Genomic DNA, 17,303 nt, shown 5'->3' with positions numbered 1-17,303 from the left:
ATGGGTGTGAGCCACATCGCCATCGCCGTCAAGGACATCCGAGCGACCCACCGCTTCTACACCGAGGCCATGGGGTTCGAGCTGGTGAAGACCGAGGTCATCCCGAAGCAGGGCGGTTTCGTCCGTCACGTCTTCTATTCGACGGGTTCCGACACCGATCAACTGATGGCGTTCTGGGATCTCTCGAATGACCCGAACGCCGGTGAGTTCGCTACCGACATATGCCGTGACCTGGGGTTGGACGTGCTGACCAACCATCTGGCCTTCACCGCTGACGATCTCGACGACCTCGATCGACGCCGGAATCACTGGCTCGCCATGGGGCTCACCGTGGTCGAGATCGACCACGGATGGATCTCGTCGATCTACACCGAGGACCCCGACGGGATCGCCGTCGAGTTCGCCGTCGTGACCCGGCCGTTCACCGACGACGACGCGGCCGAGGCATTCGACCTGCTCCAGGCCGACGATCCACCGCTCAGCGCCGACGAACCGACGATTCGCTTCCACGAACCGGAGTCGGTCTGATGCCCCGCCTCGGCGAGGTGGGGCGCGACGACGCCCACGGGTTGGCGACGGTCATGTACGACCTGGTCTTCGGCGAGCGCGATCCGGTGGTCGACCCGGGGACGGAGACGGGGAGCCCGGGGAACTGGTGGACCGTCACCGCCCTGGTTCCCGACCTCTTCGATCACATCGTGGGTGGCTTCGCCTTCTATCGCGATCCGAAGCGCAAGCTGGCAGCGCCGCTCCGAGAGCTTGCGCAGACCCGGGCCGGCTACGCCCGCGGCAGCCGCTTCGTCTTCTCCCAGCACGTCAAGGCGTGCCGAGATGTCGGCCTCACCGAGGAACAGATCGCGGCGATCCCGGGGTGGTCCGTGGCGACGTGCTTCTCGCCGGTCGAGCGGGCAGTGCTCGCCTATGCCGATGCCCTGGTCCTCCAGGGGGGCCGGGTCCCCGATGCGGTGTTCGACGCGCTCCGACAGGACCTCTCCGACGAGGAGATCCTCGAGCTCACCTACATCACCTGCACCTACGACATGCACGCGACGATGAGCCGGGCGCTGCGGCTCGAGTTCGACGATGTCGACGACCCGATCACCGAGGTCCCTGCTCCCGAGGGCGCGTCGCTCGACGCGATGAAGGTGGTCGACGACCTTGGCTGATGACCCGACGGTCCACGGGGCGCAGGCGCTGGCCCTCGCCGACGAACTGGCGCCGAGACTCGACGAGCGGGCGGCCGACGCGGAAGCGCATCGCCGACTCCACGACGAGACCATCGCCGAGTGCGAGCCGCTGTGGCCCCTCGTCGTCCCGACCTCGCTCGGCGGTCAGGGTGCCGACCTCGGCACCCTCCTCGAGGTGACGCGCCGCCTCGCGCGGGGGTGTCCGGCCTCCGCGTGGACCATCAGCTTCCTCATCATGCACAGCTGGCTCGTCGCCAAGTTGCCCGACGCGGTCTCCGCCGGCGTGCTGCGTCCCGAGCGGCCGGTCGCACTGTGCCCGGCTCCCCTCGCGCCGACCGGCACGCTCCGCCCGGTCGAGGGCGGCTACGTCGTGAACGGCGCCTGGGAATGGGCGACCGGCGTCTCCCACGCCGAGTGGGTGCTGGTCCACGGGTTGCTGGACGGTCCGGAGTTCTCGATGCGCTTCGCCCTCATGCGCAGGGACGACGTCGCCGTCGACGATGTGTGGCACACATCGGGGATGGCGACGACCGGCAGCAACACCGTGCGGGTCGACGACGTGTTCGTCCCGGAGGGGCTGACGCTCGATTCGGGCCTCTTCCTGCGCGGCTGCGTACCGATCGAGGGCGACGGACTCGCCGGGATGCCGACCGTCGGTGTGCTCGCCCTGATGGCAGCGACGCCCGCGCTCGGTGCGGCCGAGCGTGCCGTCGAGATCTATCGGGCCCAACTGGCAGAACGCACCCTGGCGTACACGCTCGGCGATCGTGCCAGGGACCAACCGGCCGGGCAGATCCGGCTCGCGGCGGCAATCACCGCGGCGGACGCGATCAGTGCGCGTTGGGCGCGGGCGACCGTCGACCTGCAGGCGGCCGCCGATGCCGGTGCGGTCGATGACCGGCTGCGGGTGCGCATGCGGCTGGTCGGCGCGGCAACGGTGCGCGACTCGCGGCGGGTCATCCACGACATCTGCGAAGGGGCGGGTGCCCGCCCCTACTTCTCGGACCAGCCCCTGCAACGCGTCCAGCGCGACGTCGAGGTGCTGAAGGGCCACGCCATCTTCGACTGGGACCGCGCCGCCGAGTTGGCCGGGCGAGTCGAACTCGGCGATCCGCTCGGCCCCACCGACATGGCGTGAACGCAGGGCCGTCTACCGAATGGGGTTCTTGTAGGTGTCGAGGTAGGTGATCGTCTCGACCGGTCCGCGGGAGGCCGGTTTAAAGTCGGTCCCCTTGGTGTAGGCCACGGGCAGCAGGCCTGCCTGCGTCATGTGCGGTGGGATGCCGAGGAGCTCCGCGGCCTCGGCTTCGAGGCCGAGGTGCAGCGTCGTGTAGCAGCTGCCGAGCCCGCGGCTGCGCAGCGCGAGCTGGAAGCTCCACATCGCCGGAATCACCGATCCGAGAAGGCCCGCCGCTGCGTTGGTGATGCTGCCTGCGTCGATCTCGTCGAGGCGTCCGATGATCATCGGGATCACCATCACGGGGACGTCCTGGAGGTGCTGAGCGAGATAGTTCGCGGAGTCCATCACCCGGCCGCCCTGGGTGGCGGGGTCGGCGGCCTCGGCTGCAGCGGCGAGGTAGTCGCCCCCCGCCCGCCGGTAGATCTCGGCGAGCGCCGCCTTCTTCGCGGGGTCACGCACGACCATCCAGCGCCACCCCTGCTGATTGGAGCCGGTCGGCGCCTGCACGGCGAGCTGGAGACATTCGAGCAGGATGTCGTCGGGTACCTCGCGATCGAAGTCGAGGCGCTTGCGCACGGCTCGGGTGGTGGACAGCAGGGCGTCGGTCTGGGTCAGGTCGAATTCCATCGGCGCACTCTCGCACCTTCTCGTCTCGGCCGCGACGCGACGGTCGGCTACGTTGCGGTGATGACCTTTGCTTCCGGTGAGGTACGAGAGGCGTTCGAACACTTCGTGGCCGTCGGCGACAGCGGCGACTGGAACGCATGGGCCGACCTGCACTCGGTCGACGGCATCTGGAACGAGTGCCACCTCGGTCGATTCGAGGGTCGCGAGGCGATTCGCGAGGCGATCACCTCGGTGATGGCGCAGGCGCCGTCCGAGATGTACTTCCCCGTCGACTGGTCGATGATCCAGGGCAACCGGGTCGTGTTCTACCCGGCGCAGTGTCTTCCGGATCCGACCGGTGGCGACGAGGAGTTCCGCTTCGGTTGCGTCACGATCCTCGACTACGCAGGCGACGGCCAGTGGTCGTATCAGGAAGACGTCTACAACCCGGCTGCGGGTCAGGCGGTCTTCACCCGCTGGATCGCCGCCGGCGGAGTGCTTCCGGGAGCGTCCTGAAGAACGGGTTGATACCCGAGTAGTTTGATCGGGATTGTCGAGATAGGGTTTCGCCGTGCAGACATCGACGCTCTTCGACTTCCCCGATCCGGTCAACGAGATCTCGGCCCGCCTGGTGGCCGGTGGTGTCGTTGCGATGACCGCGGCGGTGGTCGTGGGCGGCCAGCACTGGCTCATCGCCGTTCTGGCCTACGGGTTCGTCGCCCGTGTGCTCACGGGCCCCACGCTCAGCCCGCTCGGGCAGCTGGTCACTCGGATCATCACCCCGGCACTGCCCTTCGAGGAGCGGCTCGTCGCCGGCCCGCCCAAGCGCTTCGCCCAGGGAATCGGGGCCACGCTGTCGGTCGCAGCGGCCGTCGCCCACTTCGGGTTCGGGGCCACCGGACTCGCCACCGTCCTCGTGGCCGCGATCCTCGCCGCCGCCTCCCTCGAGGCGTTCATCGGGTTCTGCCTCGGCTGCTGGGTGTTCGCCCGGCTGATGTCCGTCGGCCTCATCCCCGAGGCGGTCTGCGAGAGCTGCGCCGACATCTCCGGGCGCCTGGCGGCTGCGCAAGCGGCCCCCTGACGCGGCCCACGGCGTTGGCGGGCAATCACCTCTTCGACGCGCTGCTGGCCCATGGGGCCGATGACGACCGCTCGTTCCTCTTGCTCGCCGACGGCGATCGGTGGACCTACCGGGCAACGCTGTCGCTGGCCCGCCGGATGGCGGGCGTCCTCGCCGATCTCGGCGCCAGGCCCGGCGACCGGGTCGTCGTCCAGGTGGAGAAGTCGCCCGAGGCGCTCGCGCTGTACTTCGCCTGTGTGGTCGCCGGTGTCGCCCTGGTTCCGCTCAACACGGCGTACACCCCGGCCGAGGTCGACTACTTCGTCGGCGATGCAGAGCCGGTGGCGCTCGTCGGCGACGGCGGACGAGCGGCCGAACTGGCGTCGATCGCCCATCGCCACGGCGCCATCCTGCTCACGTTGAACGCCGACGGGTCGGGCACCCTCACCGACCGGGCCCGTGATGCTCCCGAACTCGCACCCGTCGATCGGGCGGCCGACGATCTGGCGGCGATTCTCTACACCTCGGGCACGACCGGACGCTCGAAGGGCGCCATGCTCAGCCACGAGAATCTTCTGAGCAACGCCCGGGCGCTCGTCGAGGCATGGCAGTTCACCGACACCGACGTGCTGCTGCATGCGCTTCCGATCTTCCACACGCACGGTCTGTTCGTGGCTGTCAACGTGACCCTGTTGGCGGGTGGCTCGATGATCTTCCTGCCGGCGTTCGACGCCGACGCCGTCGTCGACCGCTTGCCGGAGGCCACGTCGATGATGGGTGTACCGACGTACTACACGCGTCTGCTGGCGCATCCCGGCTTCACCCATGAGGTCGCCGAGCACATGCGGGTCTTCGTCTCCGGGAGCGCTCCCCTGCTTGCCGAGACGCACCGGGAGTTCGCGGCTCGCACCGGCCAACACATCCTCGAGCGCTACGGCATGACCGAGACGAGCATGATCACCTCGAACCCCTACGAGGGAGATCGCCGAGCCGGCACGGTCGGGTTCCCTCTCCCGGGCGTCGCCCTCCGGATCTGTGATCCCGACAGCGGTGCCGAGGTGCGGCGCGGCGAGGTCGGCGTCATCGAGGTGCAGGGGCCCAACGTGTTCGCCGGGTACTGGCGAATGCCAGAGAAGACGGCCGAGGAGTTCCGGTCCGACGGCTGGTTCGTGACGGGGGACCTGGCGCAGCTCGACGCCGATGGGTACGTCTCGATCGTCGGTCGCGGGAAGGACCTGATCATCTCTGGCGGGTTCAACGTGTACCCGAAGGAGGTCGAGTCCGTGATCGACGAGATCGACGGGGTCGTCGAATCGGCGGTCATCGGCGTGCCGCACGCCGACTTCGGCGAGGGCGTCGTCGCCGTGGTGGTGCTCGAGCCGGAGGTCGAGCTCGACGAAACGGCCGTCCTCGGCTCGCTGGCGGATCGCCTGGCGCGCTTCAAGCAGCCGAAACGCGTGCTGTTCGCGACGGATCTGCCTCGCAACACCATGGGCAAGGTGCAGAAGAACGTGCTGCGCGAAGCCCACCGAAGCGTTCTGGATGGACCGACGCGCTGACCGGCGATCGCGTGATCAGTCGAAGAGGTGGCTTCCGAACCACGCGACGGCGGCGGCTGAAGCCTCCCGCTGGGGTGCACCCGCGTAGGGCGTGAAGTGGTGGCCGTCGATCACGAGCAGCTCCTTCGGTTCGGGCGCCCGTTCGTAGGCAGCGAGGGCGATCGCGGCCTCGGCGACATGGTCCTCGGATGCGACCACGAACAGTGTCGGACAGCGCAGATGCGCGGCACATGCTCCCGGATCGAACGGCGGCTCGGTGCCGAACGCGTTCGCCAGGGTGACCTCGTTGCGCCACGAGGTGCTGGCGCCGGCGGCGAGGAACCATTCCGACGACTCGGGCTGGCCCAGGAACGCCGACAACTCGGTGCCCTCCTCGTTGACGACCGCCATGGGGCCGAACACGGTCGCGGCGGTGCCGTCGGCGAGAGAGCCGTCGTCGAGGGCCGCGGCGATCGCTGCGACCACGGTGTCGGTGCCGGTCTCGTAGTCCGCCCCGGGGAGGCCGGCGAACGGAACGTTGGCGACGACCGCCCGCACCCGCTCGTCGACCGCTCCCAGGACCAGTACCTCTCCCCCGCTGAAGCTGCTCCCCCAGAGCCCCAGGCGTCCGGCATCGACCTCGGGTCGGGTCCCCAGCCAGGTGAGGGCCTGCTGCATGTCGTGCATCTGGGCCCAGGGATTGATCTGCCCGCGCGGCTCGCCGTCGCTCGCCCCGAGGCCCCGATGGTCGTAGAGCAGCACCGCGATGCCTGCGTCGCAGATGGCTTCGGCGAAGGGTGGTAGGCCCATCTCCTTGACCGCAGAGAAGCCGTGCGTCATGACGACGCCGGGTACCGACGCCGACGCGGCCGGAAGGTGGAGCACGCCCCGCAAGGTGGTGCCGTCGCTCGACGTGAAGTCGACCTCGCGCTGTGTCATCTGGCGTCCTCAGCTCGTGAAGTCGGCGCCGTGGCTCTCGGCCATGATCTCGAGGAACCACTGGGGGAACTGGCCGACGAAGTTGTTCATGTCCCAGAAATCACTCCACTTCACGATCTTGCCGTCCTTCATCTCGTGCATCGTCGCGAAGCGGTGTTCGACCGTCTCCCCGGTCGTGAAGATCCACTTCTCGGTGTGGTCGAGGAACACGACGTCGCCCTCGGCGGCGATGTGGTGCGTGGTCTGGATCTGTTCGGTGATGTGGTCCCACGCCACGGAGAGGCGGGCGACCACGTTGTCGGGACCGTTGGCGCCCGCATCGGGGGTCGGCACGTCCTCGTAGTGGATCTCGGGGTGGAGACAGCTCCTCAGGGTGTCGAAATCGAACCGGCTGAGCGCCGCCCACATCGTCTCGACGGTTGCCTTGTTCTCGTCACTCTGGCTCGACGTGCACACCACTCAAGTACACGAGCCATCACCCCGCCATACCGCGGCATTCCGCGCCGACGTCAAAGCACTCCTCACACGCCAACACGACGGTGGGGGCGACATCCCCCCCCGAGGCCCTCGGCAAGGCGGACGGCACGATCAGCTGACGGCGTGCCGTGCGGGCACGGCTACCAGCGGATCTCGTTGCGGCCCTCGCCGGCCGGTTCGACGTGCGCCTTCTCGTCGACCCAGGCGCCGGTTGCCACCACGTCGATCGAGTCGGGATGGTCGGAGCGGGCATAGCAACGCGTGCCGTCGGGGAGTTCGCAGATGGCCACGACGTGACTCGCCGAACCGTCGCCACGGTGGACCACGGTTGCGGCCACCGCGGTGGCCGGGCCATCGGTGCCGTCGACGATGGCGACGTCGGGGACGAGGGGCGGCGCGTCCCATTGCTGGGTCCCGTGCCGCCCGCCCGAATGGCGGATCTCACCGGGCGCCGTCGACCAGATCGCGGCGACGTGCTTGGTCATGTGCATCCCCACGCCGGTGACGAGTCCGACATGGCCGGGGTTCGCTCGGAGGTACTGGGCGGTGTGACTGATCGAGTGGCCCATGAAGTTGCTACTCGGTCCGCCGTGGTACGGCAGTCCGCCGGTCAGGGTGATGGGTCGAGGGTCGTCTGCCGCGAGCCCGAACGCGTCCTGGGCGAACTGCACCGCTGAGCCGAAGCAGCTGTAGAAGTCGAAGACGTCGATCTGGGCGGTATCGAGCCCGGCCATGGCCAGCGCCTCCGACGATGCGGCCCGCATCGCCGGCGACGATGCGAGGTCGGCACGGGCGCCGATGTGCACCGAGTCACGGGCGAACCCCCACCCACGGAGGTACACCCGACGGTCGTCGGGGATCTTCCACCGATCGGCAACGGCCTTGGTCACCAAGAGATTCGCCGCCGCCATGTCGACATCGGGGAAGGCCGTCATGTGCTTGGTATAGGGCAGCGCAACCATCCGGTTGTCGGGCGATGCCGTCGCCAGTTCCTGTGCCGAGCGAGCAGTGCGGAACCAGGCGTCGGGGTTGACGACGGCGGTCTCGTTCAGGCGGGCCATCGTTGCGAAGAGACGCTCCCGTCCCTCGGCTGTCCCGCCCTGGGCTGCCCATCGGGCCTGCTCGAGCAGGGCGAACGTGAGCCAGGCCGGCAGGAGCCCGTGCGCCATCTCGGTCGGGAGATGCCACTCGCGGAGGTCGATGGGTATCGCCGGAGGCGAAGAATGGGCGTGGCTCCACGGGGGTGTCGCACCGGCGCGGGCGTAGCGGCGGCGGGTGTGCAACGCCTCACCGCCGACGACGAGCGCGACCTCGGTCTCGCCGGCCAGCATTCGCTCGGCGGCGGCGTCGATCAGGCGTTGCGGCGACGTCCCGGCGAGGATCGACTCGTGCCTCGCCGCGCCGACCGCTCCCAACCGGTCCGCCAGTCGGCCGGGTAGGTCGTCGTAGGTCCACGACTGGCAGTGGACGACGCTGAGGTCGTCGAGGTGGGCGAGAGGGTCGACGGTCGCCGCCGCATCTTCGGCCGCCGCTCTCGACACCACCGCCATCATCTCGAGCGGCTCGGGAGCGTCGGCATCCGACTGCCAGGTGCGGTGGGACGTGCCGATCAGGCAGGGATGTCGATCATCGGGGGTCATGGGGTCCATCGGGTGTGGCCGGAGATGCGGCAGGTGGTGACGTTCGACAAGCTAACGTGAGGGTCGCGTCACCGACCCCGGGGGACGCAGCCACGGCACGGCGGAACGGCGGCCGGGCAGTACCCGAGGAGTCGACGTGAAGAACACCCTGCGCACCATTGCGTTGTTGCTGACCATGGCGGTCCTGTTCGCCTCGTGCGGCGGAGGCGACGACACCGAGTCCGATGGCAGCGATTCGCCCGTCGTCGACGACTCGAGCCAACCGGACACCACCGATCCCGATCCCACGACGGCTCCCGACGACGAGGTCGACGCCCCGACCGAGCCGGCCGGTGGCGGCACGCTCGAGATCGTGCTCGACGACGGCCGGTCGTGGAGCTTCGAGCAGTACAAGTGCAACTACTCGCCCGACAACGAGGGCGCGTTCGTCGAGCTGTGGGGTGCGGGCGCGACGGTGCCGACCGGCGGTGATTTCTCCGTCCTCATGGCGACGCCGGCGGACCCGGCCAAGACCGAGAACCTGCTGTCGGGCGTGTTCATCGACGATGCCAACGACATCCTCTTCCCCATCGTCGAGGGCGAGGCCGTCTCCGACGGCACCACCATGACCATGACCCTCGGGATGTACCGCGACGGCCTCAGGGCCGTGGGCGACCCGATCGACTTCATCGCCACGGTCACCTGTTCGCTCTGACATCGTCGAAGCGCGAGAGCCTCCGTCGGCGCGCCCGTGCAGCGGGTCCGGTTCGGGGGCCGTTCGCCCCTGTTCGGCCGGCCCGACGTGTTGCAGACTGGTGGCTCGTCGTGACCAAGGAGACCCGGTGGACGAGAGCGCTGACGACGAAGTGACGACGTCTCGCTCGGACGCGGACCGAGACGACCGGCAGGGAGCGACGCTCGAGGAGCTCGAACGGCAGATTCGTGCCGTCAACAAGCGGTATCGACGGTTGCGCAAGCAGCAGGACCGGGATCGCGAGCTGCAGCCGTACCAGGTGGAGCTGTTGAAACTCCAGAGCCATCTGGAGCGCCACGGCAAGAAGATGATCGTCGTCTTCGAGGGGCGCGACGCAGCGGGCAAGGGCGGCACGATCCGGCGTGTGACCCGCTACATGAACGAAAAGCACTATCGGGTCGTCGCGCTCGGCAAACCGACCGAGGAGCAACGCGGCCAGTGGTACCTGCAGAAATACGTCGCCCAGTTCCCACGCGCCGGCGAGATCGTGTTGTTCGATCGCAGTTGGTACAACCGGGCGATGGTGGAACCGGTGTTCGGCTTCTGCACGCCGAAGGAACACGAGGACTTCCTCCGCGGTGTGGTCGGATTCGAGAAGGACCTCGTCCGCCAAGGGACCATCCTGGTGAAGCTCTACTTCTCGGTCACCAAGAAGGAGCAGAAGCGCCGTTTCGATCGCCGACGCGACGACCCGCTCCGACGCTGGAAACTCAGCGAGATCGACATGCAGGCGCAAGACCTCTGGGACGAGTTCACGGAGCGGAAGTTCGAGATGCTCGACCGTACCCACACCCACGTCGCTCCATGGACGATCATCCGGTCCGGCAACAAGCACCTGGCCCGCATCAACGCGATGAGGGTCATGCTCGACGCGGTCGACTACGAGGATCGTGACCTCTCGCTCGACTTCGTGCCCGACACCGAGATCGTCGTGTCCGGGGCGCGGGAGGTCGAGCTGATGGAAGCCGAACGCATCCGACGAGGGAAGTTCACCCAGTGACGACCGACGGCCTCGACTCCCCACCGGTCGGGAAGCGACCGAAGCGGCTCAAGAGGTCCGTCTACGAACCGGAACTCGTCCGCCTTCAGCGTGAACTCGTCAAGCTGCAGGATCACGTCAAACGCAACGGGCTCAAGGTCTGCGTGATCTTCGAGGGTCGCGATGCCGCCGGGAAGGGCGGTGCGATCAAGCGGATCGTGGAACGCACCAATCCTCGGATCGTGCGCGTCGTGGCGCTCGACAAGCCGACGGAGCGGGAACGGACCCAGTGGTACTTCCAGCGGTACGTCGCCCATCTGCCCTCGGCCGGTGAGATCGTCCTCTTCGACCGGAGCTGGTACAACCGCGCCGGAGTCGAGCGGGTCATGGGGTACTGCACCGACGAGGAGTACGACCGATTCCTCGTGTCGTGTCCCGACTTCGAGCGGATGTTGATCCGCTCGGGCGTCGTCCTGATCAAGTTCTGGTTCTCGGTGAGTGACGACGAGCAGGAGCGTCGCTTCGCCGACCGGATCGCCCACCCGGCCAAGCGGTGGAAGCTCAGCAAGATCGATCTCGAGTCTCGCGCCCACTGGGTCGACTACAGCCGGGCGAAGGACGTGATGTTCGAGCACACCGACACGCGCGCGTCGCCGTGGTGGGTGATCAATGCCGACGACAAGCGCAAGGCTCGGCTCAACTGCATCCAGCACGTCCTGGCGGCCGTCCCCTACGACGATCACGTCGGCGAGGAGCTCGTCCTCCCGCCTCGCCAGGAGGCGACCTACGTGCGCCCTCCTCACCAGGAACAGAACTTCGTCGTCGACCACTATCGCGAATGAACGGACTGCGGCTGCTCAACGGATGGGCGATACTGGCGCAATGTTCACGCGGATGGATGAGGGCTCGACCGAGGAATGGCTGGAGATCCGTGAGCTGACGCTGGCGAGCCAGAAGCAGGTCGCGGATCGGATCATCCCGATGCTCGAATGGCTCCGTCACAGCGTCGACGGCTACGCCGTCGATCAGCTGACGCATTCGCTGCAGACCGCAGCCCGCGCCGAAGCCGACGGCGCTGACGACGAGCTGGTCATCACCGCCTTGTGTCACGACATCGGCAAGTTCGTGTCGACGGCGAACCATGCGTCGATGTCGGCGGAGGTTCTCGCGCCCTACGTACGGCCCGAGCTCTACCAACTGGTCCAGCATCATCAGGTCTTCCAGGGCGCGGCGTACAACCATCACTTCGGTTGGGACCCCGACGCACGCGAGGCCCATCGAGACGAACCATGGTTCGACCTGGCCGTGACGTTCGCCGACGACTGGGACCAGATGTCGTTCGACCCCGCCTTCCCGACGCCGCCTCTCGCCCACTTCGAGGAACGGCTGCGAGCCGTCTTCGCGGAGCCACGAATCACCAAGTAGCCGTCGGCCGCCCGCCGACCCCCGAAGTGTTCCATTGTGACAACGATTGTCACGCCTCGAGTTCAGACACCCACAGTCATCTGAGCGAAAGGCCCACAATGGATCCCAGCGAACAACTCGCCGTCATTCTTCCCAGCCTCACGGCACTCGTCGATCAACTCGAGCCCGGCGATCTCGCCAACCCGACGCCGTGCGCGAACTTCACGCTTCGCGACGTGCTGGAGCACATGATCGGGGGCGCCACGAGCTTCGCTCCGGCGTTCCGGGGCGAGCAGCCCTCGGGAGCCGAAGCGTCTCCTGGTGTCGCCGGAGCGGTCCCCGTCTCGGAGTTCCGCCGGGCGATGGACGACCTGCTGGACGCGGTGCGCAGTCCCGGGGCCATGGAGCGAACGGTGTCCGCTCCCTTCGGCGACGTCCCCGGCTCGGTGTTCGCCCGCTTCGTGGCCTTCGACGGGCTCATCCACGGCTACGACATGGCGACGTCGGCCGGCTTGTCCTACGACCCTCCGGCTGATGTCGTCGCCGCGGTCGACGCGTTCGCCAGAGACGCCGTCGGCGCCGACATGCGCGACGGCGACACGTTCGCTGCTGCGACCGTCGCCCCCGCAGGCGCGACCGAACTGCTGCAGCTGGTCGCCTTCACCGGTCGGACCGTCTGATCCCGCGCGGCCCGCACCCACTCCGACAGTTTCATCTCTTCAACCAACAGAAAGCTGACCGCAATGCACATCACCAAGGCCGATATCCCGGTCAAGTTCGCCGTTCCCGGCGCGACCGCTCGCCAACTCCCCGACTTCGGTGACGCAACCGGGTTCGGTGGCATGGCCGGCGAGTACTTCTCGCTGGGTGCCGGGACCGACATCGCTCCGTTGCTCCAGGGCCTCGAGGGGGACGCGTGCCAGGCGCCGCACTGGGGCTACATCATCTCCGGCGACCTGGTGGTCGACTACACCGACGGGACCAGTGACACCTGCACCGGCGGCGATCTCTTCTACTGGCCTCCCGGGCACAGCGTCCGGGTCACCGACGACGCCGAGGTGATCCTCTTCAGCCCGCAACACGAGCACACGCAGGTTCTCGACCACATGCTCGAGAAGATGCAGGGCTGAGGATCAGAGCTCCCACGCGATCGGGGCGAGCGAGTCGGGGGCGTAGGCGCAATAGGTCCCGGTGCGCACGCTCTGGTCGAGGTGCGCCGCGACGGCCGGATGATGCTCGCCCAATCGGCTGAGGGCGTATCGGAGCGAACGGGTCACGCTGGTGCGGGCTCGCTCCGATGCGCCGCCGGTCGACCGGAGACGACCACCGAGGCCGACGGCGCTCGCCAACTCGGCGACCAGGTACTCCCGATCGCGTCGGGCGAGCTCGATGCGACCGAGATCGTTCATCTGCGTGGCTTCCTCGATGTCGTCGTCGACCTCGGCCAGCCTCCGTCGATACGCGGCACGGGCTTCGTCGTCGAGGACTGGGAGACCCTCGCCGGTTCCAACGGCCGCCATGTCGTACTCGTGGATCGCGTCGGGACCGGGAGGAAGCGAGCCTCGGTCGATCGCCACGAGATCGAGCACATGGAACTCCCGGCCCGGTTGATCCAGCAGTTGCTCGACGTAGCGAAAGCCCTTGAGATCGCGCATCAGGACCGTGAGGTCCCCGAACGAGATCGTCCGTGTGTCGCCGTCGCGGCGAAACGATGCCGTCGGTCCCGTGTCGGCCCGACTCGAGGTGGCCACGGAAGGGAGTTCCGCCACCAAGCGCTCGGCCCGTTCCGCCCACAGCGCCGCACCGAACACGTCGAACGCGGATCGGGCGGCCTCCCACTCCATCCGCGCCCCGGCGGCGTCGCCCGACCGCTGTCGCGCGTCGCCGAGGACCATACGGGCTGCGGCCGCCTCGAACGGTGCGCCGATGTCGGCCCACGCCGCAGTCGCCGATGCCGCCTGGTGCATCGCCGACTCGAGGTCGCCGTCGATCAACGCGAGGCGAGCGTTCGCGAGTGCGGCTCCCGCGTCGAGGGACCGACTCGGGTAGGAGCCGGCGATCGCCGAGAGCTGTGTGGCGGCGACGCGTACGGTGTCGACATCGCCGGCCACAGACGCGATCTCGGCTTGGGCATCGAACAGCGGTGCGAGCCGGAGGTCGCCGAAGGGCGGCTGCTCCTTCGACGGCACGTCCATCGGGTGAGCGATCGCGTCGGCGATCATCCTGGTGGCCGATTCGACATCGCCTTGGGCCAGCCGGAGCAGCGCAAGTCCGGGATAGGGCGACCAGGCGCGTTCGTGGGCGGCCAGGAACGCCTCTTCCGCACCCTCCAGATCGCCGCTGCGCAGCCGGATGTTGCCCAGTTCGACGAGGGGCCAGCCGAACTCACGGCGCATCCACGGCCGTAGCTCATCGCATGCGGCGAGCGCTTCGGCCTCCGCCTCCTCGCAGGTCCCCGAGATCCTCAGGATCTCGGCGCGGTGCACCCGGCATCGGCCGCTGATTCCTCCGATCGCGGCGTCGTGTCGCCAGCGGTCCATGACCTCGGTCCACTCGCTCGCCCGATCCTGGAGTGCCATCCCCTGGGCGGCGCAGATCAGCTCGCAGTACATCATGCCGGTCGTGAGCGGATCGATCTCGCCCGACATCAGGTCGATGGCGATCTCGTCGAGTAGCTCGAGTCCGTCCTCGATTCGTCCTTCGAAGATCGTCACCCGTGCGGTGCAGACGCGACCGATCACGACTGCGGGCGGGACCCCGAGTCGGGAACCCAGCTCGATCGCCGATGCGGCGTTCTCGCCGGCTGCCTTCATGTCGCCGCACATGAATCGCTCGTAGCCGCGGGTCATCGCGACGATGGCGGATGCCGGCGCCTCGCCGTGGCTTTCGAGCAGGCGCTCGGCGCGTCGCAGCCATCCGCGGACCGGGGCCATCAAGCCGGTGTCCATCATCAGGTACATGGCGACCATCGCGGCGGCCATCGCCGCCCCGCCTTCGTCGCCGTGGGTGAGCAGGAGCGCATGCTGGCGTTCCCATGCGGAGACCGATGCCTCGAAGTCGCCGTTGCCGTAGGCGGCGGTGGCCAGCAGCTCGAGTCCGGCCGCGCTCTCCGATTGCGTACCGACCGCGTCGAGAAGATCGATCGCGAGTTGCCACTCCCCCCGGTCCACGGCCGCTCTCGCTGGTCCGAGTTCATCCACGGGCGCATTGTGGCACCGATCCGCGGCACTGCTCGGTTCGAGGTGACGGTCGCGTCGGTCGGCCACGACGGCGGGAGCCGTCCTCCACCTGCCGGAAGGAGCGCTGTCGTAGCCTCGGCTGATGGCACCACGGGCGCGCCGACGACCAGGGTCGGACTCGATTCGCGGCGACGTTCGCCGTTGAGCACGTCGGAGCCCGGTTCCGGGCACTCCCACAGCCATGGGCACGGTCTCGTGGGCGGTTGGCAGGAGTGGGCCGGCGATTCGACCCTGCGTGTGGTGCTGGCGGGGGTCGTTCTGGCTGCGGTGGCGACGGCCGTCTGCGTCGTCGCGCTCTGGCCCAGTGGAGAGGGACGGCGCACGGCGATCGCCAACGCCGACGAGCTCGGCCTGGTCACCGATCGCTTGACCGCGACGGTGGAGGAGGTGGTCGACCGCCGCTGCAGCTACTCCACCAGCGATGATCCGCAGGACTGTCGGACCGTGACGGTCACTGTCCACGAGGGACCGGAGGCCGGGTCGCTCGTGGTGCTCCCGGAGATCAATCTGACGTTCGATCGCTCCATACCCGATTTCGGTGTCGGTGATCAGGTCGTCCTGGGCTATGAGGATCGGACGAACTTCTACTTCTACGCGGACCAGGACCGACGCGCGTCGCTCCTGTGGCTCGCAGGCCTCTTCGCAGTGGTCGTGATCGCTCTCGGTCGGATCCGAGGTGCGCTCGCCCTGGTGGCGATGGCGGCCACGTTGGTGGTATTGGTCGCCTTCGTCGCTCCGTCGGTGCTGGATGGCAACGATCCGCTCGTCGTTGCCGTGACAGCGGCGTCAGCGATCGCGTTCATCAGCCTCTACCTCACGCACGGGTTCACACCCACGACGACGGTCGCGCTGGCCGGCACGCTCGCCGCGCTCGGACTGACGCTCGCATTGTCGTGGCTGTTCTTCGAGCTCGCCGCGTTCACCGGCCTCGCGACGGAAGAGGCGCTGCTGTTGCCGTTCATCGCGGAGAACCTCGACGTCAGTGCACTTCTCCTGGGTGGAGCGATGATCGGGGCGCTCGGCGCCCTCGACGACGTGACCGTGACGCAGGTTGCGACGGTCGCCGAGCTTCGGCACCGGAGCCCCTACTTGCCGACCTCGGAGCTCGTGGCCTCGGGGATCCGGGTCGGTCGCGACCACATCGCGTCGACGGTCAACACGTTGCTGTTGGCCTATGCCGGCGCGAGCATGCCGCTGATCCTTCTGTTCGCGGTGTCGGACCAGTCCCTCGACATGGTCGCCAACTCCGAGCTCATCGCCGTCGAGATCGTCCGCACCCTGTGCGGATCGATCGGCCTCGTGGCGGCTGTGCCGATCACGACGGCGCTCGCCGCAGCAGTGCTTCGACCTGCGGCGACCGGCGACGACGGCCCGATCGAGCCGCGCTGGGAGGATTTCGGACCGACGCCGGGCGCATGAATCCCGGTGCGAGTCAGTCGGGAAGCGCGTCAGCTGCGTGTGTGCGAGACGCTCGGTGACGATGGTCAGCGAGTCGCCAGCGTGGTCTCGCGGGCGGTGAGCACGAGGAAGAACTGCAGCACACTGAACCCGGCGATGGTGGCGCCGCCTGCGGTGCCGTGATGAAAGCTGACCACCAGCCCGGCGGCGACGGCCAACGTCCCCAGCAGGGCGGAAAGCGCCATGATCGCCGAAACCCGTTGCACCAGCAGCGACGCGGTGGCCGGCGGCCCGACGAGCAGCCCGAACACCAGGAGCGTGCCGATGGATTGGAAACTCGCGACGATGCTCAGCGCGAGGAGGGCCAGCATGGCCGTGTGGGCGAGCCCTGGGCGCATGCCCAGCGTCTGGGCCTTGGTCCGGTTGAACGTGAGGGCGAGGAACGGGCGATACAGGACCGCGCTCGTGATGGCGACCACGGCGGTTGCGAGGGTCTGACGGAGGATGTCGCCTCGGGTGACGCCGAGTACATCGCCGAAGAGCAACGATGTGACCTCGGTGGAGAACGAGTCGGCCTGCGAGACGATCACGATGCCCAACGACAGCATCCCGACGAACAGCACTCCGATCGCAGTGTCTTCGCGCACCACCGTGCGGTTCGATACCGCACTCACGAGTCCGCTCATCACGAGTGCCGCACCCAACGCCCCGATGATCGGACTGAAGCCGAGCAGAATGGCGAGGGCGATCCCGGGGATCACCCCGTGCGCGAGCGCGTCACCGAGGAACGAGAGGCCGCGCAGCACCACCCAGGTCCCGATGAGCGACGTCGCGACGACGGCGATGACACTCCCGATGAGCGCACGTTGCATGAACGCGGGTTCGAACGGCTCGAGGAGGTAGTCCATCGTCTCGGCCCGTCG

19 protein-coding genes are annotated in these 17,303 nt (G+C 68.1%); 13 read left to right on the top strand and 6 right to left on the bottom strand.

Annotated features, from left to right (window positions below; genetic code table 11):
• From R2707_03670 to R2707_03660, 3 genes are read left to right on the top strand one after another with little or no spacing between them, the layout of a single operon-like run.
• Positions 1-528, top strand: a complete 528-nt coding sequence (locus R2707_03670) for a VOC family protein (GenBank protein MEZ5244170.1) — start codon at positions 1-3, stop codon at positions 526-528.
• A complete protein-coding gene (locus R2707_03665; protein MEZ5244169.1) occupies positions 528-1,166 on the top strand; it encodes a carboxymuconolactone decarboxylase family protein in 639 nt (212 codons plus the stop codon). Before R2707_03670 ends, R2707_03665 begins: the two co-directional genes overlap by 1 nt.
• On the top strand, positions 1,159-2,325 hold the full coding sequence (locus R2707_03660; GenBank protein MEZ5244168.1) for a hypothetical protein: 1,167 nt from the start codon (positions 1,159-1,161) through the stop codon (positions 2,323-2,325). Before R2707_03665 ends, R2707_03660 begins: the two co-directional genes overlap by 8 nt.
• A 12-nt stretch (positions 2,326-2,337) precedes the next feature.
• On the opposite strand, the gene R2707_03655 is transcribed toward R2707_03660, so the two are convergent.
• Complete coding sequence (locus tag R2707_03655) at positions 2,338-2,994, bottom strand: nitroreductase family protein (protein ID MEZ5244167.1); 657 nt, start codon at positions 2,992-2,994, stop codon at positions 2,338-2,340.
• A 60-nt stretch (positions 2,995-3,054) separates the two neighbouring features.
• Between R2707_03655 and R2707_03650 the strand changes: the two genes are divergently transcribed.
• The 3 genes from R2707_03650 to R2707_03640 are packed head-to-tail and all read left to right on the top strand — an operon-like array spanning position 3,055 to position 5,592.
• Positions 3,055-3,489, top strand: a complete 435-nt coding sequence (locus R2707_03650; protein MEZ5244166.1) for a nuclear transport factor 2 family protein — start codon at positions 3,055-3,057, stop codon at positions 3,487-3,489.
• 55 nt (positions 3,490-3,544) lie between these two features.
• A complete protein-coding gene (locus tag R2707_03645; protein ID MEZ5244165.1) occupies positions 3,545-4,054 on the top strand; it encodes a DUF4395 domain-containing protein in 510 nt (169 codons plus the stop codon).
• 14 nt (positions 4,055-4,068) lie between these two features.
• Positions 4,069-5,592: a malonyl-CoA synthase gene (locus tag R2707_03640; GenBank protein MEZ5244164.1), complete on the top strand. Its 1,524-nt coding sequence runs from the start codon at positions 4,069-4,071 to the stop codon at positions 5,590-5,592.
• 15 nt (positions 5,593-5,607) lie between these two features.
• Here R2707_03640 and R2707_03635 read toward each other — a convergent pair whose 3' ends face one another.
• The 3 genes from R2707_03635 to R2707_03625 form a co-directional block, all read right to left on the bottom strand.
• The gene (locus R2707_03635) at positions 5,608-6,510 is read right to left on the bottom strand and encodes a CocE/NonD family hydrolase (protein ID MEZ5244163.1); all 903 of its coding nucleotides are present in this window, start codon (positions 6,508-6,510) and stop codon (positions 5,608-5,610) included.
• 9 nt (positions 6,511-6,519) lie between these two features.
• Positions 6,520-6,966 (bottom strand): nuclear transport factor 2 family protein, encoded by a 447-nt coding sequence (locus R2707_03630; GenBank protein MEZ5244162.1) that lies wholly within the window; start codon positions 6,964-6,966, stop codon positions 6,520-6,522.
• Between the two features lie 161 nt (positions 6,967-7,127).
• Complete coding sequence (locus tag R2707_03625; protein ID MEZ5244161.1) at positions 7,128-8,627, bottom strand: hypothetical protein; 1,500 nt, start codon at positions 8,625-8,627, stop codon at positions 7,128-7,130.
• Positions 8,628-8,763: 136 nt separating this feature from the next.
• On the opposite strand from R2707_03625, the gene R2707_03620 reads away from it, so the two are divergent.
• From R2707_03620 to R2707_03595, 6 genes are all read left to right on the top strand, one after another.
• Entirely contained in the window at positions 8,764-9,321 is a 558-nt protein-coding gene (locus R2707_03620; GenBank protein ID MEZ5244160.1) for a hypothetical protein, read from the top strand.
• Between the two features lie 127 nt (positions 9,322-9,448).
• Positions 9,449-10,360: a polyphosphate kinase 2 gene (ppk2, locus tag R2707_03615; GenBank protein ID MEZ5244159.1), complete on the top strand. Its 912-nt coding sequence runs from the start codon at positions 9,449-9,451 to the stop codon at positions 10,358-10,360.
• The gene (gene ppk2, locus R2707_03610) at positions 10,357-11,181 is read left to right on the top strand and encodes a polyphosphate kinase 2 (GenBank protein MEZ5244158.1); all 825 of its coding nucleotides are present in this window, start codon (positions 10,357-10,359) and stop codon (positions 11,179-11,181) included. Before ppk2 (R2707_03615) ends, ppk2 (R2707_03610) begins: the two co-directional genes overlap by 4 nt.
• A 52-nt stretch (positions 11,182-11,233) precedes the next feature.
• Complete coding sequence (locus R2707_03605; GenBank protein MEZ5244157.1) at positions 11,234-11,764, top strand: HD domain-containing protein; 531 nt, start codon at positions 11,234-11,236, stop codon at positions 11,762-11,764.
• A gap of 98 nt (positions 11,765-11,862) precedes the next feature.
• Complete coding sequence (locus R2707_03600) at positions 11,863-12,423, top strand: TIGR03086 family metal-binding protein (protein ID MEZ5244156.1); 561 nt, start codon at positions 11,863-11,865, stop codon at positions 12,421-12,423.
• A gap of 63 nt (positions 12,424-12,486) precedes the next feature.
• The gene (locus R2707_03595; protein MEZ5244155.1) at positions 12,487-12,873 is read left to right on the top strand and encodes a hypothetical protein; all 387 of its coding nucleotides are present in this window, start codon (positions 12,487-12,489) and stop codon (positions 12,871-12,873) included.
• Positions 12,874-12,876: 3 nt separating this feature from the next.
• Here R2707_03595 and R2707_03590 read toward each other — a convergent pair whose 3' ends face one another.
• The gene (locus R2707_03590) at positions 12,877-14,943 is read right to left on the bottom strand and encodes a hypothetical protein (GenBank protein MEZ5244154.1); all 2,067 of its coding nucleotides are present in this window, start codon (positions 14,941-14,943) and stop codon (positions 12,877-12,879) included.
• Between the two features lie 180 nt (positions 14,944-15,123).
• Between R2707_03590 and R2707_03585 the strand changes: the two genes are divergently transcribed.
• On the top strand, positions 15,124-16,401 hold the full coding sequence (locus R2707_03585; protein MEZ5244153.1) for a YibE/F family protein: 1,278 nt from the start codon (positions 15,124-15,126) through the stop codon (positions 16,399-16,401).
• 65 nt (positions 16,402-16,466) lie between these two features.
• Here R2707_03585 and aztB read toward each other — a convergent pair whose 3' ends face one another.
• The gene (aztB, locus tag R2707_03580) at positions 16,467-17,288 is read right to left on the bottom strand and encodes a zinc ABC transporter permease AztB (GenBank protein MEZ5244152.1); all 822 of its coding nucleotides are present in this window, start codon (positions 17,286-17,288) and stop codon (positions 16,467-16,469) included.
• Positions 17,289-17,303 lie beyond the last annotated feature (15 nt).

Source organism: Acidimicrobiales bacterium (genome assembly GCA_041394245.1).
GTDB lineage: Bacteria > Actinomycetota > Acidimicrobiia > Acidimicrobiales > Aldehydirespiratoraceae > JAJRXC01.
This window is presented reverse-complemented; position numbering and strand designations above follow the sequence as displayed.

Coding starts and splice junctions, on each gene's coding strand:
- R2707_03650 (MEZ5244166.1), top strand. CDS start 3,055: ATGACCTTTGCTTCCGGTGAGGTACGAGAGGCGTTCGAACACTTCGTG.
- R2707_03635 (MEZ5244163.1), bottom strand. CDS start 6,510: ATGACACAGCGCGAGGTCGACTTCACGTCGAGCGACGGCACCACCTTG.
- R2707_03670 (MEZ5244170.1), top strand. CDS start 1: ATGGGTGTGAGCCACATCGCCATCGCCGTCAAGGACATCCGAGCGACC.
- aztB (MEZ5244152.1), bottom strand. CDS start 17,288: ATGGACTACCTCCTCGAGCCGTTCGAACCCGCGTTCATGCAACGTGCG.
- R2707_03665 (MEZ5244169.1), top strand. CDS start 528: ATGCCCCGCCTCGGCGAGGTGGGGCGCGACGACGCCCACGGGTTGGCG.
- R2707_03605 (MEZ5244157.1), top strand. CDS start 11,234: ATGGATGAGGGCTCGACCGAGGAATGGCTGGAGATCCGTGAGCTGACG.
- R2707_03595 (MEZ5244155.1), top strand. CDS start 12,487: ATGCACATCACCAAGGCCGATATCCCGGTCAAGTTCGCCGTTCCCGGC.
- R2707_03625 (MEZ5244161.1), bottom strand. CDS start 8,627: ATGACCCCCGATGATCGACATCCCTGCCTGATCGGCACGTCCCACCGC.
- R2707_03600 (MEZ5244156.1), top strand. CDS start 11,863: ATGGATCCCAGCGAACAACTCGCCGTCATTCTTCCCAGCCTCACGGCA.
- R2707_03655 (MEZ5244167.1), bottom strand. CDS start 2,994: ATGGAATTCGACCTGACCCAGACCGACGCCCTGCTGTCCACCACCCGA.